A 24,183-nucleotide genomic window follows, 5' to 3' on the forward strand; every position below is an offset into this window, starting at 1 on the left:
TAGAGAAATTGATACAAACAGTCAAACATTATTGAATTTTCTGTCAGATTTTGAGATTATTTTAGTAAGTTAGTATTAGTATAGTTTGATGAAGCGACCTTGATAGTAGGTCGTTTTTTTGTTTTTTATCAATAGAATTTTTTCAATAGATGCCAAGACAATAGCATCAATATTCCAATTAATTTCCAAAACAAAAAATTTAAGAAAGCCTTAATTCTATGAGTAAAAAGGATAATAAACATGTCAAAGTCATGGTTGTTGCTCCCAAAGATGGAGAATTTTCAGAATTATACACTTTAAGTTATAAAGAAATGTATAATTTGGTAGGAAAATTCATAAAAAAGGCTATCCCTATTAAAGGAACTGAATTAACGATTATACAAGGTCGCGGCAACCGAGTTTCAACCCCCAAAGTACCCTATATACTCATGAATATCGTTGACGAAAACCGTCTTTCAAGTAATGAAAGCTATTATCGGGGGCGTCATAAGATTTTCAGGTCAAGATCGCAGATTACAATGACCCTGATGTTCGTCGGAAACGAATATGTTCCAGCACTGCAAATGGCCAAGTTGTTTATAGTCAGATTTAATGATTCCTGGGCAAGTGATCAGTTTGAGCAATATAAAGTGCCATTTTTTCCTCTTTATAGCGATGAAGTAACCATAGAAAGTTCATTTGTCAATGCGGAAGATCAATATGAGGATGTTTGCTCGGTTGATGTTTATTTTGAATATCATCCAGAATTTGGAGTTTGTGAAGGCAGCGCCAAAGAAATCATTATGAATGTCAATCGATTCAATGAGTAATTAAAATGCGTAACATTCGTCATTCGGTTGGGCGTAATGCTGTAAATAACCGTCAAGATGTTATAATTGTACATTCGTTACTCAAACGGCATGGTGCATCATATGTTGATGTTGATGGAATATGTGGTCCGCTTACAAAAAAGGCAATCATTGAGTTTCAGAGTAAATTTTATACACATCCTGATGGTGTTATAACACCCGGTAAAAAAACTTCAATATACTTGAATAATTTTACGGGTTTGCTGACCCAAGATTCTTCAACCTCGCTTGCAATAAATCATGCTGAAAGGAAACTGTCATCTATTCAACCCTGGCAAAAAGAAGGAGAAAAGCAAAAGGGCTCCGCAAGTGAGGCAACAAAAAATGCCGTTTATCCTCAAATTATAACGATTGGTATGCTGGATGCTGTAAATCCATCAGGTAAAGGAAAGAATGAAGTTAACGCTACAGCATTGCCTTACCTTAATAGAAATGCCAATCATTTTAATATGACAGATAAGCGGAAAATTGCTTATTTCCTATCTCAGATATCTGCTGAAAGTGGACTTCAACCAATAGCGGAAAATTTAAATTACCGTGTAAGTGCAATGCGCGATAAATTTGGTTACCAAGCAGTACGGATGTGTAAAAAAAAATTATGCAAAAAAATAAGAGTGCGAAGAGATAAATTGTGGACACAAACTTCTCATTATGCTCATCATCCACAAGCATTAGGTAACTATGTATATGCTGATCGTATGGGAAATGGTGATGAGGCAAGTGGCGATGGATATAGATATAGAGGCAGGGGGTTTCTTCAAATAACAGGCAAAAATCTGTATAGAAGAATGCAGGATTATCATCATCAAGAATTTCCCGATGATATTAATAATTTATTAAACAATCCTGATTTGGTTGCAGATAGAAAACATTATGAATATGCTGTGGAGACAGCATTTGTTTACTGGTTTGATATTGCAAATGTTCATGATCTTGCAATTTCAGCAGATGCTACAGTCAAGGCCGTAACACGTAAAGTTAATGGAGGCCAAAATGGTTATCAGGCAAGATTGAATGCATTTAATCGTTTGGTAGATTATTTGGGGTTAACCAAGGCTAGTCAATAGATTTAAGTAAAAAGATTTCAGTTAACAAGATCGCAAAAATTATTTTAGGATTATTTATATTTCCATTTTTTCCAATTCATGGAAAACAAAATATTTTTGTTATGTTAAAATGGCATAATTTTCATAGAGGTTTAACAGATGTTGATAGTTATAAAACCTATACTTATAAAAAATATAAAACTGCTATTGATATTAAAAAATTCATCGGGAATATGATTGTCATATTTCAAGTAGAAAAACAAAAAAGACTGAAAAATCAGCCTTTTTTGTTTCAAAAGTTTTTTTAAAAAACCTATAAAGGCATTGTTTCTTGAGCTAATGTTGTTAGGGCAACAATACCTGGAAGAGCTTTACCTTCCAGCCATTCAAGAAATGCGCCACCAGCGGTTGAAACATAAGACATTTCATTGATAACGCCAGCATGTTTTAAGGCAGAAACCGTATCACCGCCGCCAGCAATACTTTTAAGCTTGCCAGCCTTGGTTAATTTGGCAGCTTCTTGAGCCACTTCATTGGTTGCCTTATCAAAAGGTGTGAATTCAAAAGCACCCAAAGGCCCGTTCCATACCAAGGTCTTGAGCTCAGCTAGATACTTGTTCAGTAATTTCACCGTTTTTGGCCCAACATCCAAAATCATTTGGTTATCGGGAACGGCATGGACATCAACAGTTTGTGTCGCTGGATTATTTTTTAATTCAGCGGCCACAACAACATCTACAGGTAATAGAATTTTACAATTTTGTTCTTTTGCCTTTTCCATGATGTCACGAGCTGTTTCATGCATGTCGGCTTCCTGCAGGGATTTACCAGTCTTGACGCCTTGAGCGGCAAGAAAGGTATTGGCCATAGCCCCACCAATAATCAATACATCAACCTTATTGATCATATTGGAAAGCAAATCAAGCTTTGTGGAAATCTTTGACCCGCCGATAATGGCACCAACTGGACGGTCAGGATGTTCCAGGGCGGCATTCAATGCATTTAATTCAGCCTCCATTAGACGACCTGCAAATGAAGGCAGGAATTTGGTAACACCCTCGGTTGATGCATGGGCACGATGGGAGGCTGAAAAAGCATCATCAACATAAACGTCTGCCAAAGAAGCAAGCTCTCTAGAAAGCGTTGGATCATTCTTTTCTTCACCAGCATGAAAGCGGGTGTTTTCAAGTAAGAGAATATCACCGTCTTTCATTGACGTGACAGCTTTCTGGGCATCAGGGCCAACACAATTATCAGCAAAAGCCACAGGCTGTTTTAAGATATTGGATAAAGCTTCACCGACTGGTTTTAAAGACATTTCTGGAACCACCTTGCCTTTTGGACGGGCAAAATGGCTGCACAGAATAACCTTTGCACCTTTTTTAACCAGTTCCTTGATGGTGGGGACCAAACGATCCAGACGCGTTGTATCGGTAATTCTGCCATCATGCATGGGGACATTCAGATCCCCGCGCAAGAGAACTTTCTTACCTTTGCAATCAAGATCATCAAGGGTTTTGAAAGTTTTCTGTTCAACCATTATTTTGCATTCCCAAGGGCAACAGCTGTATCAGTCATACGGGTTGAGAAACCCCATTCATTATCATACCAGCCAGCAACACGGATCAATTTACCATTGTCAATAAATCCGGTTTGTGTTGCATCAAAGGTTGAGGAGTTAAAGCAATGGTTGAAATCGGAACTTACGAGTGGTTCATCATTATAGCCAAGAATACCCTTTAGCTCACCCTCGGCCGCTTTTTTGAAATAGGCATTTAACTCTTCAACAGAAGCGGGTGTTTTGGTGGGAACAAAGTCCAAAGCAACATAAGAAACATTAGGGGTTGGAACGCGAATGGCAATTCCATCCAGTTTCCCTTTTAATTCGGGAATAACCAATGCAACGGCTTTTGCGGCACCAGTTGTTGTCGGAATGATGTTTTGTGCAGCGGCACGGGCACGATGGAGATCTTTATGTAATGTGTCAACCGTGCGTTGATCACCTGTGTAAGAGTGGATGGTCAACATGCTGCCCCGTTCAATTCCGACTGTATCCTGAAGAACCTTTGCGATAGGAGCAAGACAGTTTGTGGTACATGATGCATTGGAAATGACAGTCATGTTGCCATTGATAATTTTGTGGTTAACACCGTAAACAATGGTTGCATCAACATTTTTTGCGGGGGCGGAAACAAGAACCTTACGGGCACCAGCCTGAAGCAATGCACTTGCGGCCTCCTTGCTTGTGAAACGTCCTGTGCATTCCATTGCAACATCAACACCTTGTAATGGAAGTTTTGTTGGATCTGCTTCGGCTGTAATTTTGATTGGGCCAATTTTACGTCCATTATGTGTTGTAATGGTCATTGTATTATTTTCGACTTTAACATCTGCAGGAAGACGACCGTGAACCGTATCATAACGGAGAAGGTGAGCATTGGCCTCTGGGCTGCCAAGGTCGTTAATCAATACGACTTCCGCATCAGTACGTTCGGTTTCAATGATGCTGCGTAGTACCAAGCGACCAATACGTCCAAAACCGTTAATTGCAAGTTTAATAGCCATGATAGTTAAATCTCCCTTTAAGGTTAAAAAGATTTTCCAAGGCGAATCGTCTTGTGAAAATTAATATAAAAACTTTTTTTCGTCTTTAACTCTATTTAATCACGTTTTTTTGATAACGTGAATATTAATCTTAATAATTTACCACAAATTTGATCTTTTGTTAGCTTTTTTAACAATATGCTAAATGAGGTTGTGATTGCACAGGATTATCAATCTTTTATATGAATCAAGTGTAGGATCAAATTTTTTTAATGAAACTTTCATGTCAATAGCAGTCTTAGTTTACGGTTTATTTCGGGTAATTGAATAAATTCGATTATTGAATAACAGAAATATAAGGGTAAAGGATTTCTTTATATTGTAAAATCAATTATTAAGGTTTAATTGAGATTGTTAGCGTTCTTTTCCAACTTTGCACTTTAAGTCAATTTTATGATCAGTCATTTGCGTTATGTTTCCTTGTTATTAAGTGGTTTTTTTTTATTCAGTTCTTGTAAGCTGGTTGATCAAAGGACTTTTAACCCGAGTGCAGGACGTAGGCCCGCTCCTTATATTCCCCCGCCTCCTCCACCTCCTCCGCCTCCGCCCGCACCACCGATCGAAATTGTAGAGGGAACGCCCCAGGATCAATGGGAAAAAACTTTGACAAATTTGGTAAAGGATGCGTTGTCAAGAAAAGCGGATGCCTTGTTTGTTATTACTTCTGTCACCCCAATTTCATCTGATCCTGTAATGCAGCAGGAACAAATGACTAATATTGCAGCGCATGAAGGCAGGGCAATTGCAAATGAAATAATCCGAGCGGGTGCAAAAGCGGAGCAAATTCAAATGAATGCCAAGGCAGATGGTGGGGTCAAGAAAAATGTTGTCCAAGTCACTATACAATAAGGTTATTGGATAATTTTTTATATGTTCTATATGAGGACGTAATGGATTGGTTATTCAGACAATGTTTTGTCATGTTGAATCATTTAAATCCCGAGGGATTTAAAATAGGAGAATAGATTGTGTCAGAACCCATAATATCTTCACATCCTTTTTATGCCTATTGCAAAGAGGCGCTTGGAGATATCGAGAAACAGGGACGGTATCGGCGTTTTACCCCATTAAGTCGTCAGTCAATGCATTATCCTGTTTATGATAGAAAGATTAATGCAAAAGAGGAGACCCCGATTATAGCCTGGTCAGCCAATGATTATCTGGGTATGGGAATTGAACCTGAAGTCATGAATGCCGCCATTATGGCTATTCAAAAATATGGTGCAGGTGCAGGTGGGACAAGAAATATTGCCGGAACCCATCCCTTGCATGAAGCGCTTGAGGCTGAGCTTGCAGATTTGCATGGTAAAGAGGCTGGCTTGTTATTTGTATCAGGTTATGTATCAAACCAGGCGAGTTTGCAAACTATTCTAACGAGTATGTCCGGGAACTGGATGACCTTTTCCGATCAGCAAAATCATAATTCTATGATTGCTGGTATAAAAGGAGCTAAAAATGCTGATTGTGTGGTTTTCAAACATAATGATTTGCAGGATCTTGAACATAAACTTGCAAATGCTCCAAAAAATGTTGCCAAACTGATTGCTTTCGAAAGTGTCTATTCTATGGATGGCGATATTGCGGATATTGGGTCCATCTGTGCATTGGCACACAAATATAATGCCTTAACTTATTTAGATGAGGTACATGCTGTCGGTTTATATGGAAAAGAGGGAGGAGGTGTTTCTCAAAGGGATGGTGTAGCGAATCAGGTTGATATCATTGAAGGAACCCTTGCAAAGGGCTTTGGTGTACATGGGGGATATGTAACGGCGAAACGTGAAATTATTGAATATTTACGATTGGCTGCGGCTGGATTTATATTTACAACTTCTCTACCTCCATCTGTTGTGGCAGCGGCATTAAAAAGTGTTCGTTTGGTTCGTCAGCAGAATTGGCGTCGTGAAAAATTGTTTGAACGTATTCATACGTTTCAGGAAAAATTGAGACAGGCCAATATTCCTTTTATCGAGACAAAAAGCCAGATTGTACCCGTAATTATTGGAGAGGCTGAGTTATGCAAAAAAATAAGTCAATGTTTACTGGATGAATACAAAATTTATGCACCACCAATAAATTATCCAACCGTGCCCAAAGGAACGGAACGATTGCGATTGACCCCCAATCCTTATCATACGGATAAAATGATGGATGATATGGTAGATGCCTTGAAAGCTTTGTTACCTAAAAAATGAATTTTAAAGGCGATTTGCGAGTCGCCTTTAGTTTAGCTATGATATTATTTATTAAGTTTATCAATAACTTGTTCAAGATTGTCATAGCTTATTGCACCTTGAATGATATGTTCACCATTAATGATCAAGGCTGGAGTACCTTCAATACCAAGATCATGAGTTAATTGAAGGTTGCCGTTTAAAGCGTTGGTGACGGAATCCGCTTTCATATCGATTACCAATTGATCGGCGTTCAGTTTAAGTTTCTGTGCAATAGATTTGATTGTATTAAGGTTGATATCTTCCTGACTGGTCATCAAGGAGCGCATCATTGCAACATAATTGTTTTGTCTAGTTGCCGCAATTATGGCCTGAGACTGCAATTTGCTGTTTTCAGAAAGGATGGGAATGACTTTTAGGATTATCTTGACATCCTTATGTTTCTTGACCAGATCGATTAAAATAGGCAGCATTTTTTTACAGTATCCACAATTTGGATCGTAAAATTCAGTAATGGTTGTAGCTGCGTTTGGATCGCCCATCAGTCCGTCAGTGGGTAGCTGACGTAATAGTAATCCTTTTTTCTCTTTTATTGTCTGGGTAGAAAGTGAAGCGCGTTGTTGCTCTTTCTTTTTCATCAGGGTTTGAATTCCAGTTTCTAATAGGGTTGGATCATCTTTTAGAGCCTGTCTGACAATGGAAATGATTTCTTTACGTTGTTGGGATGAGAAAGTTGCTGCTGGATCTTCACTATGACCAATGACAGGGAAAGAGATAAGACAGGAGAGTAATGAACCTGTCATCAAAGGACGAAAGGATAATTTTTTCATAAAGCGTTTTCCGATTGGTAAAATTGGGATTTTATCATATGGATGGATAATATTATACAGAATTGTAATTGTTGTGATATAAAATGAATCTCGATAGAGTATGGCTTGATAATTTGAGTTAAATATAACTTTCGAACCCTATTATGGTATTATTGATTTTTTAAGTGGAGCGCTGCCACGTGTCAAAACGTTATCAAATTTCAAAAGGTCGTGTTGAGGCAAAGACAACAAAATTTACTCAAAAATTCAGGGACGGATCAAGGCAAAAGATAGTTTTGTTTAAGAAGGCTGTTTGTGGTTTGGCCTTGGCATTTTCAATAACGGCATGTGGTGGGGATCATCACGAGAAAAAACTATCAAAATCTGCAAATTTGAATCATCGTGTAACAGGATATGTTGGGAGCGTTGCTGCAGATGAACCACAAGCCGCCATGTTGGCGCGGGATATCCTGATTCGTGGGGGAAATGCGGCTGATGCAGCTACGGCCCTAGGTATGGCATTGACAGTAACTTTGCCTTCCCGTGCCTCGCTGGGAGGAGGTGGAGCATGTCTGGCGTATCATCCCGGACAGCCGGCACAGTCAATTATTTTCCTTCCTCAGGCAGGAAGAAAACCTTCCAGTAATAGTGATCGTCCAGCTGCGATTCCAATGATGGCAAGAGGATTATATTTATTACAGGCAAGTTACGGCAAGTCAGATATTAATGATATTTTACGGTTGGTTGGTAATTTGGCAGGAAATGGTGCTCCCGTTTCTGACACGTTGGCGAGTGATCTGGCAGCTGTTCAGCAGCCCTTATTTGAAGATTCTGCCATGCAGAGAGCATTTACAAACGCAAATGGACTTCCTCTTAAGGCTGGGGATATTCTATATCAGCCTCGTTTAAAGATTATTTATGACCGATTGATTAGTGCAGGTATTGCAGATCTTTATATTGGTTCTCTTGCAAGAAGTTATGCCTTGGGATCCCAGATTGCGGGAGGGGGGTTGTATAACGAGGACTTTAGAAATGCCCTGCCTGTTCAAACCTCAGCTTTGTCTTTGACACAAGGACAAAATATTACATATTTTTTATCTCCTCCTGCAGATGGAGGTCTGGGTATGGCAATGGCGATGCATAATGGACAAAATAGGGATGATGTTGCCCAGGGTACAGTTGCAAAATGGCGTGCAGAAAACAGTTCTACTTATTTGAAGTCATCCATTGAGGGAATGACAAAAAAAGCTCAAGACTGGCTTGATAATGGGAAGGCGGGCAGCGGCAGTTTGCCAGCATTGCCAGCATCTACATCTTTTGTAGTTGTTGATCGTGATGGGGGAGCCGTTTCTTGTGCCTTAACCATGAATAATTTATTTGGTACAGGACGTATTTCTGGAACAACCGGTATCGTCATGGCTGCGTCTCCTCGCCAGTTGCCGCCACCTTTGTTAACAGGATCGATTTCAACGTATAAACAGCGTTTTATTGCAGGAGTTTCTGCCTCTGGACAGAATGATGCGGCGCAAGAGGCTGCCGTGACCATGAATTCTTTTTTGAACAAACAAGGAAATGAACGGGAAAAGGGTGTTTCATTACCGAATTCGAGCGGCTCAAAAGGACGGGTAAATGCCGTTTATTGTTCTGATGGGTTGCCAGGAAATGACAGGCAATGTCATGCTTATACAGATCCAAATGGTATGGGATTGGCAATTAGCCGTTAAGAATAATTATTGCTGTTATGGATCATTGATATTTTGATAAAAACACCAATATTGTAAATGTAAATATTGTATTTTTATCTTTTAAAATCTTCAAAAGCAGCAATAAATGTTTAACTGGGGTTAATCTGAGGATTTACGGTCCCCACGTTATTTATTTATAAGGAAATTCTAAAAATAATGGACAAGAATAAAGCATTAGAAGGAGCTTTGTCTCAGATTGAACGTGCCTTTGGTAAAGGTTCAATCATGAAGATGGGAGAGCAGTCTGTCGTTCAAGTGGAAGCAATTTCAACAGGCTCGATTGGTCTGGATATTGCTTTAGGAATTGGTGGTGTCCCTCGTGGACGTATAGTTGAAATCTATGGTCCAGAAAGTTCCGGGAAAACAACAATGGCGTTGCATATTATAGCCGAGGCTCAAAAAAAGGGTGGTACATGTGCATTTTTGGATGCCGAACATGCCCTTGATCCCATTTATGCGCGTAAGCTCGGCGTTGATATTGATAATTTGCTCATCTCTCAACCTGATGCCGGGGAACAGGCATTGGAAATTGCGGATACTTTGGTTCGTTCTGGCGCTATTGATGTCTTGGTAGTGGACAGTGTGGCGGCATTGGTTCCCCGTGCAGAGTTGGAAGGGGATATGGGGGACAATCATGTTGGATTACATGCCCGTTTGATGAGCCAGGCCTTAAGAAAATTGACCGGATCTGTTTCTCGTTCCAATACCTGTCTGATTTTCCTCAATCAAATTCGTCAAAAGATTGGTGTTATGTTTGGATCACCAGAAACAACTACAGGCGGAAATGCATTGAAGTTCTATTCTTCTGTACGAATGGATATTCGTCGTATCGGTCAGGTGAAGGAAAAAGATGAAATCACAGGAAACCAGACGCGGATTAAGGTGGTTAAAAATAAAATGGCTCCTCCTTTCAAGCAGGTTGAATTCGACATTATGTATGGAGAAGGAATTAGTAAGATGGGAGAATTGATAGATCTGGGTGTAAAAGCAGGGATTATTGAAAAAGCCGGTTCTTGGTTTTCTTATGACAGTCAGCGTATTGGTCAGGGACGGGAAAATGTAAAGCAGTTCTTGCGAGAGCATCCGGAGATAAGTCAGGTTATTGAGCAACGTATTCGTGAGCATTCTGGTATTATTGGTGAAGGCTCGATGGATGATATGGCTATCGGCACTGATGATTTGTGAGATAGCTAGTTATAGTTGTTAATTTTCTTCATTTATCAATTTGTTGTATAGAAATTGATAAATTTAATAGTTTATGATTATTAAATGTTGCATTCAAATGATCTAGATGGAGAAAATTAAAAATGGAATGTGAATAAAATTAAGTGGCAGGGTTTATTAACGCAGACAGAAGAACTCGCTAAAAACTTTTTTTATCCTTCCCTTTGCCCAGATGATTCTGGAGCATGACGTATTCAGTCATCTTGGGGTTATGCAGGAATATAATTGCAGATACAGTATTAAAATGGACGAAAAGATGGATTTTGCGATCTTAAAAGATGAAAAAAATCAAATTTTAATTGTATATAAAATATTGGCGATGATCTTAATATAAATACAGGCCTCACAAATTCACGGTATTTTTCAGTAACGGAAGCTCGTATAGTCATTCTTGCAAATGGCAGGGTATATAGATTTTTTACAAATTTAGATGTACCTGATAAAATGAATAACGAATTGTTTCGATATTAAAAAGGTAGTCTCTCAGCAAGTTGTAGATCTAAAACAGTTGTATGTCGAGATATAAAAAGTTATTTTGACATTGTTATTAGATAATAATCATAAATCGATATGCTGATTGCATTTTAAATATAAGTATAATCCTGTTTGATGAGAAAAAAACAGAAACATGATACTTGCAAGAAACTCTGGATAATATATTTAAATGCATACCAGATATATATACAGAGTATAATTAATTATTATACTCGTATAGATCAACTGGCAGAATAGATTTATTTCAATTCAAACCAAGCTTCAACCTCAACACAGGCATCCATTGGTAAACATGCCACACCAAAGGCAGAACGTGCATGTCGTCCTTTGTCTTCAAAAATTTCTACAGCTAGATCTGATGCTCCATTCATGACAACAGCCTGCTGGGTAAATTCCGGTATACTGGCAATGAACCCCCCTAGGCGGATTAATTTGCTGATTTCATTTAACTGTCCAATAGCAGCCTTGGCCTGTGCCAAAATATTGATCATGCAATAGCGGGCTGCTTGTTGCCCAGTTTTAAGGTCAATGGTCGCGCCCAATTTCCCGGTTGCAAAAAGTTTCCCGTCTATAAAAGGAAGTTGACCAGAAATAATCAGGGAATTATTGGTTTTGATTGCAGGAAGATAATTTGCAACAGGGGCTGTCGGGGTAGGAAGTTGAATTCCAAGTTTGGCAATGCGTTCCTCAATAGATGACATGTCTTGATCCTTTCTCAGCTTACAAGTTTGAATTTTGAATGTTTCCGTGGGGAAGAGTGAGATTGATTCATTTCTTCCTCTGGTAGATCCAAAGGCAGCATGGGGAGTTTTTCCTCATCAGACTGTAAATTATTAGGTGCGTCAGGTAAAGGCTGGTTTAAATAAACATCTGATAATAGCCGGAAGCTATAATCCAGAAACGAGGTCGCGTAAATCGCTCCTGGATCCCCTTCAACGGTTCCGGCAATGCCGAAGCGGCTATAGGCAAATGCGGAAACGAATTCCTTTAAAGGAACCCCATATTGCAGACCAATACTGACAGCCTGGCCAAGGCTGTCTAACAAACCTTTAACCATGGCATTTTCTTTTAAAGGCGTAATCGATATCTCACCAAGCTTGCCATCTTCGTATTCACCTGTACGCAAAAACAATCCACGTCCAGCAATACTCGCTTTTTGTGTAATTCCTTTGTGACGTGGTGGAAGAGGTTCTCGAATTCCCCGGGGTAATATGGTTTTTGAAGCGAGGGGATATTCCATTGGATGGGGACGGGGGGGCATTGAAGTTGTAAAACCGATCAATGCCTGATGCATTGTGCAATGCGCCTGATGAGAAGGGGGTTGAAGTATCAAATTTCCCGATAGGGTTGCAGCCAGTGCACTTTCAGGAGTTAATTTTTGTTTTGCCATTCGCGCAATAGTACTTATTGCCAGATGTCCGTCTTCGGTAACAGGGGAAAATATGGGGGCAAGTCCACATGCTTCTGATCCTAGAAATAGATCTTCAGGTCCGGGAATTGAGAAACTGGTTTCTATCCTGGGCAGAGGCAAAGTTTTTTCCTCAGAGGCAAGACTCCATATTTCTTTGGCAAGGGTAGTTAATTCTGGTAATGCATTCCAGTCTGGTGACAAGGGAAGATAATCAGATCCACAACCCGCAGTTGAGAGTAAGGTTGCAAAACAGGTAAGGCAACAAGCCACATCCCGTCCTTGGATACTGTCATATTCCAGACCGAGCTGTGCAAGACAGGCATCTAAATTGGTAAGATAAACTGTCCCGGCAATATTGTGATATGATTCTGCATTTTCAGAATCTACAGGCTTTTGCTTTGGGGAAATCTGCAAATCTGGAAAGGGGAGCTCACTGTTAATGAAATTGAACTGTTGCTTATAGAGAATACGGATACTATCGATAACAATTTGCAGAACTTTCCGATAAGAATGCGCGTCAAACCCTGTTTCAGTTGACGCAAAGGCAGCCAAATTTATGGTAAAGGCGGGTTTTTGACTGTTGTCATTTTGCCAAATACGTTGATTGGGACAAGCCTGTTGGTTTAGCAGAATTGTTTCCCAGTCATAAACTGTCCAATTTTTGATCCCTGCATTTGCCGCATGATCACAAAGAGGCAGTAACCAGTTGGCAGTGATCTGATCTGTTTTAACAGAGGAGGATTCCAGTTGATAGGATGAACATAACTGTAGGATCGCTGTTGCAGTTTGATCCTCCCATCGAGCGGGCATGGTTACTGAATAAAGAGATGCGTCGGGATCAATCGCGGCTTGCAGATTACGCATCCTGACGCCATTCCAAATATGTCTTGTGTTCATAATAATCAAGTTTACATTTTTTTTGGATTGTCGATAAGCTGAATAAATAGGTAAAAAGTTATACAGGTATCTGTATTCAGTGGATATTGTGGATAAAATTCCGGTTTAGTTTGTTTTCAATTTTTTATTTATCTTAGGATGTAATCTTTTGATTATTCGCTTTAATTAGAATCCAATTTAATTTTTTTTTGTGATTTTTATGGAAAAAAGGTATATGGTTGTTAGAAGTTATTTGATAAAGATACTACATAATTATTTTGTTTGAATTATATTATGACAACACTTGGAACGCGTTTACACACACTTTTAAAAGGACGTTTGGTCGGGAAAGATTCTGATGGACGTTCCTATTATGAATCTCGCAAACTAAACCGTCTTGGCGGAGGTGAACGTCGTCGTGAGCGGTGGGTTATTTATAAAAAAGGTGATGATCCCTCCGCGGTTCCCCCAGAGTGGTGGGTCTGGCTACATTATGAGGCGGATGCACCAGTTCCGGTATCAAAGCGTCATCCCTGGCAAATTCCCTATCATTCCAATTTAACCGGAACAGCCAAGGCTTATCATCCACAAGGGAGCGATTATGCCGGTGGTCAACGAGCCAAGGCTACGGGTGATTATGAAAGCTGGGTTCCTGAGGTTTAGTTGAAAAGATAGTTCATGGTATTGACGCCCTCTCAAAAAACACAGCAAATAATTGCACTTGTCACAGGTTTGATAGTGTTGGTTGTTTTTGTTGTTGCTGTTATCATGGCTATTATTGGACATGGGCAGAAAAATGTTGGGGGATATCCGTTATGCGCATCGTTTAGCCAGATTGACGGACTGGAAGTTGGTTCAGACGTAAAATTGGCAGGGGTGAGCGTAGGTCAGGTTATTCAGGAAAAGGTTGATCCAAAGAAATTTAATGCAGTTGTAACTTTTACGGTTCGGCCAGATGTAAAATTACCAGTTGATACGGCGGCAATTATTACAAGTGATAGTTTGCTAGGTGGAAAATATATTGATCTTTCTCCAGGTGGTGATGAAAAGGTTCTTAAACCTGGTCAGTTTCTGACCCATACCCAAGGGGCTATCAGTTTGCAACAGCTTTTAAGCAAATTTATTTTCTCTGTTACAGATAATATGAGTAAGAATGAAAAGAAAAAGGCGGACAATTCTGCTGATCAATTCCATAATAATGAATTACATTGACTAGTTTAAGAATTTAAGGGTTGGTTAAGATGAAAACAGAAGTTCAAACATCTTCATTAAACTGGCCTCAATCTGATGGAAAACCTGTAACCTGCAAAGAAAAATTAAAAATTCTGGAAGAAAACAAAACCGAGTTAACACAATATATGCAGGATGTATTTGAGGACGCATTGCTGATTGGAGTGGACGAAGAATTCATGCGGGATTTTCTAAAAGATATGGTAGATCAATTACGGAGTCCGGTAAAATGAAAAAATATTTTTACTGTTTAGCTGTTGTCATACTGGGAATAGGTAATATTTCAAACAGTTTGGCTGAAACCAGTAAATCAGCAAAACAAAATCCCAATGTTGCTGAACAGTGGATAAGACAATCCGAAGCTGTTGTTCGAATTTTGAATAAACTTGAAGCCCATACTGAAATTTTAAATATACCGGTTGGACAATCAGTGCGATACCAGACCCTGACAATCGAGGCTCTTAATTGTGTAATACGTCCTCCCTCAACACCTTTTGATAGTGCCGCTTTTCTTCAAGTAACAGACACAAAATTAACATCCATTCATTTTGCCTCATGGATGTTTTTATCTGAACCTGGAATAGCTGTTTTTGAGCATCCTCTATATAATATAAGTGTTGTTGGCTGTGCGGGTAATTCAATGAATGATCCCAAAAAAGTTGAAAAAAAAGATGAAAAAAATATACAGCACCCTGTTGAGCAATCTTCAGAATCAATTGAAAATTCGTTAGAGAAGTCTTTGCAATCGCAACATTAAAAAAAATATGGTAAACTCACTTTTTTATAAAGTCTATTTCATATTTAACCGTTCATCATTCATGTGCAAACCAGTCTAGGTATCAGTCGTGACCAATTATAATAAATATTATATGAAAACGATTACCGCAATTTTCTTTATATTGGCAGGCGCATTCGCTATTGGTGCAGCGTGGTTTTTACAGCATGTTTTGCATATGGTTCCCTGTGGTTTGTGTTTATTGGAAAGATGGCCATATCGTTTTCTGATTATTTTGGGTATTTTGGGTATTTTTATTCCGACACGATATTTGACCTTGATTTTATGGGTTGGATTTATGGTTTTGTTGATGAGTATTGGCATTTCCTGTTTACATATTGGGGTGGAACAAGGATGGTGGGCAAGTCCGTTACCTGAGTGTAGCGCCAATCTTGTCGCAACGGACAATCTTGCCGATCGGCTTGGCGCTATGCCGGATCGTCCAGGCAAACCCTGTGATGTCGCTTCTTATCCTTTTTCTTGGCTGCCAGTTTCATTGACAATGCTAAATGGATTATATTCTCTTTTCTTATTTGCTATATTGATTTGGCGGTTGGTTGAAGAAAAACATAATCGTAGAATATATTTCTAGATCATTAAATTATATTTAGTATGTGAGATTCTTCTTGAAAAATTTTTACTCGTTGTATGAACATAACCTTGCCCGGGTGGGATTATGCAATTTTACAGTCTGTTTGGCAGATCCTTATTCGAACAGCGAGAAAATAATTCAACTGGCTTTAAAGGCCCATCAGGAATGCGTTGCACTTTGTGTTTTTCCTGAATTGTCTCTGACAGGATATTCAATTGAGGATCTCAGGTTACAGGACAGCCTGTCAAGTGCTGTTAAGGAAACTATTGAACTGATATGTGATGCAAGCCAATCCCTTATGCCTGTTCTCATATTTGGAGCTCCTGTTGTTTTTAAGGGTGCTTTGTATAATTGTGCGGTTGTTATTCATAAAGGTAAGATTCTGGGAGTTGTTCCCAAATCCTATTTACCTGGTTACCGGGAATTTTATGAGGCCAGACAATTTGCTGATGGGCAATTGATTGTCAATGAGTCCATAGTTTTTAACAAACAGAACGTTCCTTTTGGTGTTGATCTGCTTTTTAAAGCAGAGGATTATCCCGATTTGCTTATAGGGACGGAGATTTGCGAAGATTTGTGGGTACCAATTCCTCCAAGTAGTTATGCCTGTATGGCTGGTGCCACCGTGATTGCTAATCTTTCGGCAAGTAACATAACTGTAGGTAAAGCGGATCAGCGTTCTTTGTTGTGTCAAACGCAATCTTCACGTGGAATTTGCGCTTATCTATATACTGCTGCAGGAAATGGTGAATCTACAACGGATCTTGCCTGGGACGGACAATTGTCAATTTTTGAAAATGGTGAACTTCTGGCGCAAACAGAACGTTTTCCAAAAGGCGATAATTTTCTATATGCAGATATTGATCTTGATTTGATACGTCAGGAACGGTTGCAACGCGGAACATTTCATCAGTACTATGCAAAACACCCACCTTATCGTTTGATTGCATTCAAATTGCAACCTTCAAATGACACCATAGGGCTTCAACGTCCCTTGGAACGTTTTCCCTTTGTCCCTTCGGAAGTCCATCGGTTGGAACAGGACTGTTATGAAGCCTACATGATTCAGGTTTCAGCATTGAAACAACGTATTCAAGCCAGCAAAGCCCAGCGAATGATCATTGGTGTTTCTGGAGGACTTGATTCGACACAGGCTTTGCTGGTTGCTGTACAGGCTGCTGACGATCTCGAAATGGATCGACAGTCTATTTATGGGTATACAATGCCGGCATTCGGAACAGGCAAAGAGACGAAAAATAATGCCGAAACATTGATGAAAAGCCTTGGTATTCATTGGGAATGCTTGGATATTTCTGATACAGCCAGACAAATGTTAAAAGATATAGGACATCCTTATGCAGAAAATAAGCCTGTATACGATATCACCTTTGAAAATGTCCAGGCGGGATTAAGAACAGATTATCTGTTTCGTCTGGCCAATCTGCATAATGGTATTGTTGTTGGGACCGGGGATCTATCAGAACTGGCTCTGGGATGGTGTACTTATGGCGTAGGGGATCAAATGTCCCATTATCATGTCAATGCTGGGTTACCCAAAACATTAATTCAACATTTGATACGATGGGTTGTTCAATCCAGATTTTTTTCAGAGGAAACTGGCAGGGTTTTGCAGGAAATCTTGAATACTGAAATCTCGCCAGAACTCATTCCTGCAAAAGATGCAAAATCCATTCAAAGTACTGAATCAATAATTGGACCATACGCATTGCAAGATTTTAATTTATATTATTTTCTAAGATATGGTCTAAAACCTTCAAAAATTGCTTTTTTGGCCTATCATATATGGTCAAATTCATGCAAGGGGAGCTGGCCTGCAGGTTATCCTGATACAAAAAAAACCGATTATAATTTATGTGAAATTAGGCATTGGTTGGAAATATTCATTAAACGGTTTTTTGCTTTTAGCCAATTCAAACGATCAGCCATGCCAAATGGTCCCAAGATTCTCGCAGGAGGAAGTCTTTCTCCACGGGGAGATTGGCGTGCCCCTTCAGATGGAAATGCGAATATATGGTTAAGAGAACTTGAAAATGTTCCTTTCGATTGATTTTGTTCAAAAGGTTTAAAAAGTAAAAAAACTAGTATTTTTGGAAATACTAGTTTTTTGGTTATTTTTTAAAGATAAGCGATATTGTTATTTAGTGATTATAATTATGATGCTCATTATCAGCAGTTTGATTTTCTAGTTTTCTGCAAACGGTTCTTTGCCCCAATAATCCACAAGCGGTACTAACCAATGCACCAACTAGCAAGGCGATAAAAGACCAGAATGAAAGACGTGCGATGGCTTTGACAGTCATATCCGCTTTTTCTTTAGCCTGTTCTTTCCATGTGTTTAATTGTTCTTTTGCTTCCTGAAGATTGTTTTGCAAATCATTCAATTTATTGTTTGCTTCTTGTACTGCCTGGTTATGCATGGCAATAATATTGTCAACCGAACGTTCTGCCTCTTTAGGGGTTAAATTAGTATTATTGGCAATTGCCTTTTCTACATCATTACGATCAATGGACTGATAGATGTTTTCGGTACGGGTTTTGAGGTGGCTTATTAAATCAGAAAGAATCTTGTCGGAATTATTTGGGTTGATGCTAATTTCCTTGATAGCATTTTTGGCTTCTTTTTTAACTTCCTTAAATTGTGAGGATAGATAGTCTGGATGTAAAGCTGGAATATCGCTTTTTTTCAAAGCCTCTATCAAATTTTGATTAAGTTGTTGATTATTCGCATTTGATTTGAAATCAAAATTTTTCAGAGTGTTTTTGCTAAGATCAAAAATTCCTGAAATACCATTTTGGGATGCAGAACCAATGCCGCTTAATAGGGAACCTGTAGATGAGGTCACTGTTCCGATTGTTCCCCCGATCATGGTAAGGATGGAACTTAAAATCATGCATCCAATAATAATGGATAAAATAAGCGAAGTGGCCCAAACAAGAAATCCATGAATGAGGCCATTTACGCCAGCCAAGCGTCCAGTCACAAAAGCGCCACATGCAAGGCTGAGGATAATTGAAACCACAGTCCAGATTAAAACTGTTGTTCCTGCACCATTAATAATATCATCGGATTTAGGAGACAGCATTGAAACACCCAGGCTGCTTCCCAAAATAAAAAGAAGAAAAAATACTGCCATAACTGTAAAAATACCAGCAATAATACTTTCCCAGCATATTCTTTTTTTATTTATATTATTATTTTGATAATCCATTATTACGCTCCTTAATAGTTATTTATTAAAAACAATATTAGCGTAAATAAAAATCTTATCTATTCAATAATTTTATTTTTTTTATTTGTTGTTTTAAAATCACTAAAATGTAATATTTTATTTTAGTGATTTTATATTAAAATATTATAAGTAATTTAATATAGTTACTAACTATTTATTAATAATATTAAATGAGTTTAAGAAATTATTGTTTTTTATTCCAGGGTGAAATTTCGGGATAAACCAGGTCAAGCCAAGGATGTCTATTTTCAAGATGAGAAACAACCTTGGGTTTGTGGGTATTTTGTTCGGTGAGTACATTGGTCATTGATGCAAAATGTGCCCTATATTCAGCAATAGTATTGGTTACCTGTTTTCCGCTGATACCCATTTCAGCAAGGGAGCACCACATATCAAAATCCTCCCACCCCATTGCATCCCGTTTTACATAAAATCCACCAGCTGCAGCCCAGGCCCATTTGGCAATAAGAACCATTGCGTCAATATAGTTTCCGACGGTGAGGCGTAAGGGATTAAAGGGAACGTGCCCTCCAATGGCCTCTCCTGCGCCAAAATGCTGTATTTCTGGATAGGCATAACCAATATTCGTATTCTGTATGGCCTGCAATAATTTTTCACATGTGTCAGGCATTAAACGGTTATCTGCATCCAATTGCATGGAATACAGTGTTTCACTGGCTGCAATACCAATATTTCGTGCGCCTCCCAAACCGACATTATTTACTGATTGATGGATTTGCAATCGATTGAATCGATGCTTGTGATTTATTGACCATTCAAGAATTAGGATTATTGATTCGTCAGACGAACCATCATCAACAATAATCAAATCAATATCTTTTAATGTCTGAATAAAAACGGACTCGAGTGCCTCCAGTATATATTGCTGATAGTTATAGGAAGTAATGACAACCGTTACCTCAGATTCCCGCAAGTTATCATGTTCAAAAAGAATGTTGCTGTGTGGAATGACGGGTAAATTGCGAAGGTTATAGTTTTTGCGTGAAATAATAGTTTCCGCTGCCTGTGCTGCGCCTTTTTCATTAACCAAACTTAAAAGCATTGTATCGCAAAGTTTGGATTGACGTTGCAAACTGAAATTCCATAAAACGGCATGATATGCATTTTGCGCCATTTCTTTTCTAAGTGTTTTATTGTCAATAAGCGATAGTAAATATTCTTCCCATTCTTTCGCGGTAGATGCTAGATATCCAGTAACACCGTGTTGAATGCATCGTTTCAAGGGTTGGGTTGGTGAAACGATTGAACAGACATTTGCCAATGCAGCTTCAAAATATTTAAGTTCACTTTTTGCATTGCAGAAAACATTGTCAATTTCCAATGGGGCAATTGAGATATCAAATCTTGCCAACTCTTGGGGAAGTTTTTTTAAAGGTACGGTATCGCGCCATTCGATGAAATTTTCATAATTTTTCAGTTCCGGAAATTCATTCATATGCAAAATGGGACGGTGATTTACGGGTTCCCTGAATAAAACGAGGCGTACATTGGAACGTTGTTGAAAAATTGAAATGAGTGCAGGTATGACAAGGGCAAAATCACGCTGATGTGTTCGGGTGCCGCTTGCATAGCCAATCCGGATGTAATCATCATTTTTTGTTGCTTGAACAATACGGGCGGCAAATCGTGATAATTTTACGCATTCATCATCAAAAATATTGGGTAGGGTATATACTAATGGACCGGCATGTCTAGGAATAAGTTCCTGCGCCATATGTTCACGCATTTCTTTTGTAGTTGCAATCGCAAAGTCTGAACGCATGAGGGTTTGACGCATGTTATGAAATGTATGGGCTGTTTTTGCCTCGGTTGTACCAATGCTACGTATACCATCTATGATCTCAATATGGGCAAAATGGGGTTTAAAGACAATATCGTCGACATCAAAGGCGGTTAATTTATTATATTCCTTGCTTAGTTTCAGAATTCCATCAATGTGACCGCTAAACTCAACACGCCATAAAATGATGATATCAGCCCATTGTATATCGTTAACGCTAATATCAGCCGCATTTGAAACCTTAGCTTCATGGCCGGCCATAATGCAAGCTTTGGCATTGCGATAACAACGATAAATTACACCCGGTGTATCGGGTTCTCCAGCAACAAAAAGAATTTTTCTTATGGGATTATAGGAATTGTAATCAGGCCTGGCAAAGTAATTCAGGCTATCCATTGAATGTAAAGAGTTAGAACTTTGAAGGGAATTTCCGATAATGTTATTTTCCTTATAAAATTTTCTTTTAATTACATTTATAAAATTAGCAGCATCTATATTCATTTTTATTTTGTTTTTGATATATTTTTTGACGAATACAGGAGTTTTTCTTTTTAATTGTCTATAGATTATTTCAGATATACTTTTTGGATATAAATTTTTAATAAATATTAATTTTTTATTACATCCATTTTTGGCAACCTGATTGGTTAAATCTTTTAATATCTTGTTTTTTTCCCTGATTTTTTGGGTTTGATTTGCAATCTCCTTTTCAGAATATTGAAGTTTTCTGCCCAATAAATTTTGTTCAATTTTTGATTCCAGAAATAGAGATGACGTTGATGCTTCGTTTTTTTTATCCAGTGAGTTATACATCGACCAATATTGGTCAAAAAAAGCACATTTTTTTTGGAATCGTTGTGCCAGAACAGGAGAGTTACTGAGGTCAAAGAGATTTTTTAATGAAAAAGGAACCACTGTACCAGTGTAGAGAATGGTCAGTCCAGAATAATGATAAAAATCAAAATGGGGATATTGTGTCTGCCATGCTGTTATGATCGAGGAATTTTCCTTGGCAATTGAATGATCGCTAAAGATATTATCAATAACAATCGTGGTATTCTCAGGAAGTTTTTCATATAGCGAATTTATAATGGGTGCTTTTTTAAGGGATTGGTTCAGACTGTTGATGAAAATACAATCGTAATCGGACATATCAGGTTTGATGGGTAACAAGGTGTTCGGATATGAATAGAGGCTTTCTTTCTTTTGTTTTTCACTGAAACATTGACTGGATAGTTCAAAACTATCAATAATTTCGCATATATTCTTATGAATGATTCTTTCAATATCATTATCAAATATTGCAATTTTTTTTGGTTTCAGGTTTGCTATCAACCATACGAGAACAGAATAATGGTGATGAATTTCATTTTTTAGAAAGGGAATATGAAAAAACAGATTCTCATTATCGTTTTTTAAGAGATCTTTTAATGAACTCGTCTCTTTTTCTTGTAAAGGTTGATTTTTTATCATGATATATAAGCCTGGAATTGATTAACTATATGAATTATGTTATAATAATATTGTATATTTGAAGTATACAAAGTATGATTTTAAGGTCATAATCCTATCATAAAATTGAATAAACGATTTGTTTTTAAGTTTGATTTAACATTAGTGTTTTGTTACAACATACAATGTTGCAAGTAAAAAATAAATTTGACAATTTTTAAGTAATATTTTACTTTTTTAACAAAGTAGAATTAATTTTGATAAATTATAATAATTTGGATATTTTAGAGTAAAGTAGAGATGGCAATTATAACGGTTCCAGGTGGTTCAGATTCTTCTATAGCTGTGACTGTAGATGGTTCTCAGGCCTTAGCACTGGCTAATCAAATCAGAGATGATATTGTAAGTCATTATTATAAAACTGACAGAGATATTGATGTTACTAATTTTTATAACGGGGATGATATTTCTCCATTAGCATCACGATCAAATTTTTTATTTGACGGCGTTATCAGGAACGGAGGTGTTTATAACGTTAAGGATGGCGTTAATTTCATTACCGTTGGAACGCTAATCAAGGACGGACAGAAACTTGATGCCAATGATAAATTTGATGCAAATAACTTTAGATTCCTAAATGAACCCGTAACGGTAAATTCAGCAATGAGCGCCAATCAGTACGTTCGTGTATTGGCGGGGATTGATGGTCAAGTCACTTATAAGGCGGGCAAGGAAAGTGGGCAATTTGCTGGCGGATCCAAGGATCATCCAATCAATTTTATCGGTAACGATCAAGAGGGTGGTAGATGGCAAATAGCAACTGGTGACGGAGATGATACCATTGCCTCCGGTTCAGGAAATAATGTCATAAATGCGGGTGCCGGCAAGAATAAGATAACCTTGGGAACAGGTAATAACCAGGTTACTTCGGATGGACAGGATACAATCACCGCGCCTAATGGTGGTTTTAATTCTATTACCATTCGTGGCGGTCATTCATTGATCAATATTGGTGACAATAGTCTTATCAATGATGTAAGTAGCAATAACGTTATCACTGTTGGGGGTGGCAGTACTGTTATTGGTGGTAACGCGGGCAATGTTACATTCAATGCCGCTTCTAATGATGGTCATAATAACAATCATAACCGTAATGAATTTTTGGGTGGTCAAAATAACACGATTACAGCTTCTACGGATAATTTTGACGTAATTCATGGTGTTAACAATACATTCAATATCAATGGTAGTTTCAAGTTCTTCAATGGTACAGGCAATACGAATGTTACCCTAACTGGTGGGCAGAATATAACTACACAAACTCAAATATTTGGTGCGGATGGGTTAAACTTCCACTTGACAGCAAAAGATGTTAATGATCCAAATAATCCAGTTCTACTTGTTGCTGGTGGTGGTGGAAACCAGACATTGGATGGTTCGACGTCTTCTTCGAATCTCTTGATTTACTCTGATTCAACCAAGGGTGCTACAACGCAACTACTTGGTGTTGGTGGTGCTGGTAATGATACTCTGGTTGGTGGTGTTGGCTCAAATACATTGACCGGTGGTGAAGGTAACAACTTGTTTATCTTTACTAAAGATACAGATCAGGGTGGTAAGACATTAATTACCGACTTCTCCAAATCCAAAAATAATATGGTTGAATTCCTCAACTACGGATTTAATAGAAGTGATGTTGATCGTATTCTTCAGAATGCACATCAGGATGATAAAGGAAATGCTGTTCTTGATCTTGGTAACCATCAATTGATTCTGCAAGGTGTTTCAGTTAAGGATCTTAAAGGAACACAGTTTACTTATATCAATGATCCAGTAAAAAAATAAAAGAC

The 24,183-nt window shown here is 38.3% G+C and carries 20 protein-coding genes; 13 read left to right on the forward strand and 7 right to left on the reverse strand.

Going from position 1 to position 24,183, the window contains the following annotated elements; genetic code table 11:
- Positions 1-218 precede the first annotated feature (218 nt).
- On the forward strand, positions 219-809 hold the full coding sequence (locus H3R28_RS00440; protein WP_198209415.1) for an LIC_12616 family protein: 591 nt from the start codon (positions 219-221) through the stop codon (positions 807-809).
- Positions 810-814: 5 nt separating this feature from the next.
- Positions 815-1,915, forward strand: a complete 1,101-nt coding sequence (locus H3R28_RS00445; protein ID WP_198209414.1) for a peptidoglycan-binding protein — start codon at positions 815-817, stop codon at positions 1,913-1,915.
- 292 nt (positions 1,916-2,207) lie between these two features.
- Here the strand turns inward: H3R28_RS00445 and H3R28_RS00450 are convergent, their stop codons facing one another.
- Together H3R28_RS00450 and gap are read right to left on the reverse strand one after the other, a co-directional pair.
- Positions 2,208-3,434 carry a phosphoglycerate kinase gene (locus H3R28_RS00450; protein ID WP_110438500.1) on the reverse strand — a complete coding sequence of 409 codons (1,227 nt, stop codon included), beginning with the start codon at positions 3,432-3,434 and terminating at the stop codon, positions 2,208-2,210.
- Entirely contained in the window at positions 3,434-4,459 is a 1,026-nt protein-coding gene (gap, locus tag H3R28_RS00455; protein ID WP_155568432.1) for a type I glyceraldehyde-3-phosphate dehydrogenase, read from the reverse strand. The genes H3R28_RS00450 and gap overlap by 1 nt, the downstream gene beginning before the upstream one ends.
- Before the next feature lie 432 nt (positions 4,460-4,891).
- On the opposite strand from gap, the gene H3R28_RS00460 reads away from it, so the two are divergent.
- Both H3R28_RS00460 and hemA read left to right on the forward strand, forming a co-directional pair.
- Positions 4,892-5,347 carry a hypothetical protein gene (locus H3R28_RS00460; RefSeq protein ID WP_198209412.1) on the forward strand — a complete coding sequence of 152 codons (456 nt, stop codon included), beginning with the start codon at positions 4,892-4,894 and terminating at the stop codon, positions 5,345-5,347.
- Positions 5,348-5,466: 119 nt separating this feature from the next.
- Positions 5,467-6,693 (forward strand): 5-aminolevulinate synthase, encoded by a 1,227-nt coding sequence (hemA, locus tag H3R28_RS00465; protein WP_370552806.1) that lies wholly within the window; start codon positions 5,467-5,469, stop codon positions 6,691-6,693.
- Between the two features lie 44 nt (positions 6,694-6,737).
- Here hemA and H3R28_RS00470 read toward each other — a convergent pair whose 3' ends face one another.
- On the reverse strand, positions 6,738-7,502 hold the full coding sequence (locus H3R28_RS00470) for a DsbA family protein (protein ID WP_155565857.1): 765 nt from the start codon (positions 7,500-7,502) through the stop codon (positions 6,738-6,740).
- A gap of 179 nt (positions 7,503-7,681) precedes the next feature.
- Between H3R28_RS00470 and H3R28_RS00475 the strand changes: the two genes are divergently transcribed.
- Positions 7,682-9,205: a gamma-glutamyltransferase gene (locus tag H3R28_RS00475; protein WP_370552807.1), complete on the forward strand. Its 1,524-nt coding sequence runs from the start codon at positions 7,682-7,684 to the stop codon at positions 9,203-9,205.
- A gap of 177 nt (positions 9,206-9,382) precedes the next feature.
- The gene (recA, locus tag H3R28_RS00480) at positions 9,383-10,411 is read left to right on the forward strand and encodes a recombinase RecA (protein WP_110438496.1); all 1,029 of its coding nucleotides are present in this window, start codon (positions 9,383-9,385) and stop codon (positions 10,409-10,411) included.
- Positions 10,412-11,184: 773 nt separating this feature from the next.
- Here the strand turns inward: recA and H3R28_RS00485 are convergent.
- Both H3R28_RS00485 and H3R28_RS00490 read right to left on the reverse strand, forming a co-directional pair.
- A complete protein-coding gene (locus H3R28_RS00485; RefSeq protein ID WP_198209410.1) occupies positions 11,185-11,646 on the reverse strand; it encodes a RidA family protein in 462 nt (153 codons plus the stop codon).
- A 14-nt stretch (positions 11,647-11,660) separates the two neighbouring features.
- The gene (locus tag H3R28_RS00490) at positions 11,661-13,220 is read right to left on the reverse strand and encodes a vitamin B12-dependent ribonucleotide reductase (protein ID WP_155569561.1); all 1,560 of its coding nucleotides are present in this window, start codon (positions 13,218-13,220) and stop codon (positions 11,661-11,663) included.
- Positions 13,221-13,526: 306 nt separating this feature from the next.
- On the opposite strand from H3R28_RS00490, the gene H3R28_RS00495 reads away from it, so the two are divergent.
- From H3R28_RS00495 to H3R28_RS00520, 6 genes are all read left to right on the forward strand, one after another.
- Complete coding sequence (locus tag H3R28_RS00495) at positions 13,527-13,895, forward strand: NADH-ubiquinone oxidoreductase subunit NDUFA12 family protein (protein ID WP_122123979.1); 369 nt, start codon at positions 13,527-13,529, stop codon at positions 13,893-13,895.
- A 15-nt stretch (positions 13,896-13,910) separates the two neighbouring features.
- Complete coding sequence (gene mlaD / locus H3R28_RS00500) at positions 13,911-14,444, forward strand: outer membrane lipid asymmetry maintenance protein MlaD (RefSeq protein WP_198209408.1); 534 nt, start codon at positions 13,911-13,913, stop codon at positions 14,442-14,444.
- Between the two features lie 29 nt (positions 14,445-14,473).
- The gene (locus H3R28_RS00505) at positions 14,474-14,695 is read left to right on the forward strand and encodes a hypothetical protein (protein WP_122123977.1); all 222 of its coding nucleotides are present in this window, start codon (positions 14,474-14,476) and stop codon (positions 14,693-14,695) included.
- Positions 14,692-15,219: a DUF2155 domain-containing protein gene (locus tag H3R28_RS00510; RefSeq protein WP_198209406.1), complete on the forward strand. Its 528-nt coding sequence runs from the start codon at positions 14,692-14,694 to the stop codon at positions 15,217-15,219. The genes H3R28_RS00505 and H3R28_RS00510 overlap by 4 nt, the downstream gene beginning before the upstream one ends.
- Positions 15,220-15,307: 88 nt before the next feature.
- The gene (locus tag H3R28_RS00515; RefSeq protein ID WP_370552808.1) at positions 15,308-15,829 is read left to right on the forward strand and encodes a disulfide bond formation protein B; all 522 of its coding nucleotides are present in this window, start codon (positions 15,308-15,310) and stop codon (positions 15,827-15,829) included.
- 34 nt (positions 15,830-15,863) lie between these two features.
- Positions 15,864-17,897 (forward strand): NAD(+) synthase, encoded by a 2,034-nt coding sequence (locus tag H3R28_RS00520; RefSeq protein WP_198209404.1) that lies wholly within the window; start codon positions 15,864-15,866, stop codon positions 17,895-17,897.
- Between the two features lie 91 nt (positions 17,898-17,988).
- Here the strand turns inward: H3R28_RS00520 and H3R28_RS00525 are convergent, their stop codons facing one another.
- Positions 17,989-19,059 (reverse strand): TIGR04086 family membrane protein, encoded by a 1,071-nt coding sequence (locus H3R28_RS00525; protein WP_198209402.1) that lies wholly within the window; start codon positions 19,057-19,059, stop codon positions 17,989-17,991.
- 205 nt (positions 19,060-19,264) lie between these two features.
- The gene (locus tag H3R28_RS00530) at positions 19,265-22,354 is read right to left on the reverse strand and encodes a glycosyltransferase (RefSeq protein WP_198209400.1); all 3,090 of its coding nucleotides are present in this window, start codon (positions 22,352-22,354) and stop codon (positions 19,265-19,267) included.
- Between the two features lie 279 nt (positions 22,355-22,633).
- On the opposite strand from H3R28_RS00530, the gene H3R28_RS00535 reads away from it, so the two are divergent.
- Positions 22,634-24,178: a hypothetical protein gene (locus H3R28_RS00535; RefSeq protein ID WP_198209398.1), complete on the forward strand. Its 1,545-nt coding sequence runs from the start codon at positions 22,634-22,636 to the stop codon at positions 24,176-24,178.
- Positions 24,179-24,183 lie beyond the last annotated feature (5 nt).

The organism is Commensalibacter sp. M0268 (assembly GCF_016101925.1).
Classification (GTDB): Bacteria; Pseudomonadota; Alphaproteobacteria; order Acetobacterales; family Acetobacteraceae; genus Commensalibacter; species Commensalibacter melissae.

Bases quoted from the DNA above. Each gene is read 5' to 3' on its own strand.
- H3R28_RS00525 (WP_198209402.1), bottom strand. From the start codon at position 19,059: ATGGATTATCAAAATAATAATATAAATAAAAAAAGAATATGCTGGGAA.
- H3R28_RS00535 (WP_198209398.1), top strand. From the start codon at position 22,634: ATGGCAATTATAACGGTTCCAGGTGGTTCAGATTCTTCTATAGCTGTG.
- H3R28_RS00495 (WP_122123979.1), top strand. From the start codon at position 13,527: ATGACAACACTTGGAACGCGTTTACACACACTTTTAAAAGGACGTTTG.
- H3R28_RS00470 (WP_155565857.1), bottom strand. From the start codon at position 7,502: ATGAAAAAATTATCCTTTCGTCCTTTGATGACAGGTTCATTACTCTCC.
- H3R28_RS00510 (WP_198209406.1), top strand. From the start codon at position 14,692: ATGAAAAAATATTTTTACTGTTTAGCTGTTGTCATACTGGGAATAGGT.
- H3R28_RS00445 (WP_198209414.1), top strand. From the start codon at position 815: ATGCGTAACATTCGTCATTCGGTTGGGCGTAATGCTGTAAATAACCGT.
- H3R28_RS00460 (WP_198209412.1), top strand. From the start codon at position 4,892: ATGATCAGTCATTTGCGTTATGTTTCCTTGTTATTAAGTGGTTTTTTT.
- mlaD (WP_198209408.1), top strand. From the start codon at position 13,911: ATGGTATTGACGCCCTCTCAAAAAACACAGCAAATAATTGCACTTGTC.
- H3R28_RS00490 (WP_155569561.1), bottom strand. From the start codon at position 13,220: ATGCGTAATCTGCAAGCCGCGATTGATCCCGACGCATCTCTTTATTCA.
- H3R28_RS00485 (WP_198209410.1), bottom strand. From the start codon at position 11,646: ATGTCATCTATTGAGGAACGCATTGCCAAACTTGGAATTCAACTTCCT.
- H3R28_RS00450 (WP_110438500.1), bottom strand. From the start codon at position 3,434: ATGGTTGAACAGAAAACTTTCAAAACCCTTGATGATCTTGATTGCAAA.
- H3R28_RS00440 (WP_198209415.1), top strand. From the start codon at position 219: ATGAGTAAAAAGGATAATAAACATGTCAAAGTCATGGTTGTTGCTCCC.
- H3R28_RS00505 (WP_122123977.1), top strand. From the start codon at position 14,474: ATGAAAACAGAAGTTCAAACATCTTCATTAAACTGGCCTCAATCTGAT.
- H3R28_RS00530 (WP_198209400.1), bottom strand. From the start codon at position 22,354: ATGATAAAAAATCAACCTTTACAAGAAAAAGAGACGAGTTCATTAAAA.
- recA (WP_110438496.1), top strand. From the start codon at position 9,383: ATGGACAAGAATAAAGCATTAGAAGGAGCTTTGTCTCAGATTGAACGT.
- gap (WP_155568432.1), bottom strand. From the start codon at position 4,459: ATGGCTATTAAACTTGCAATTAACGGTTTTGGACGTATTGGTCGCTTG.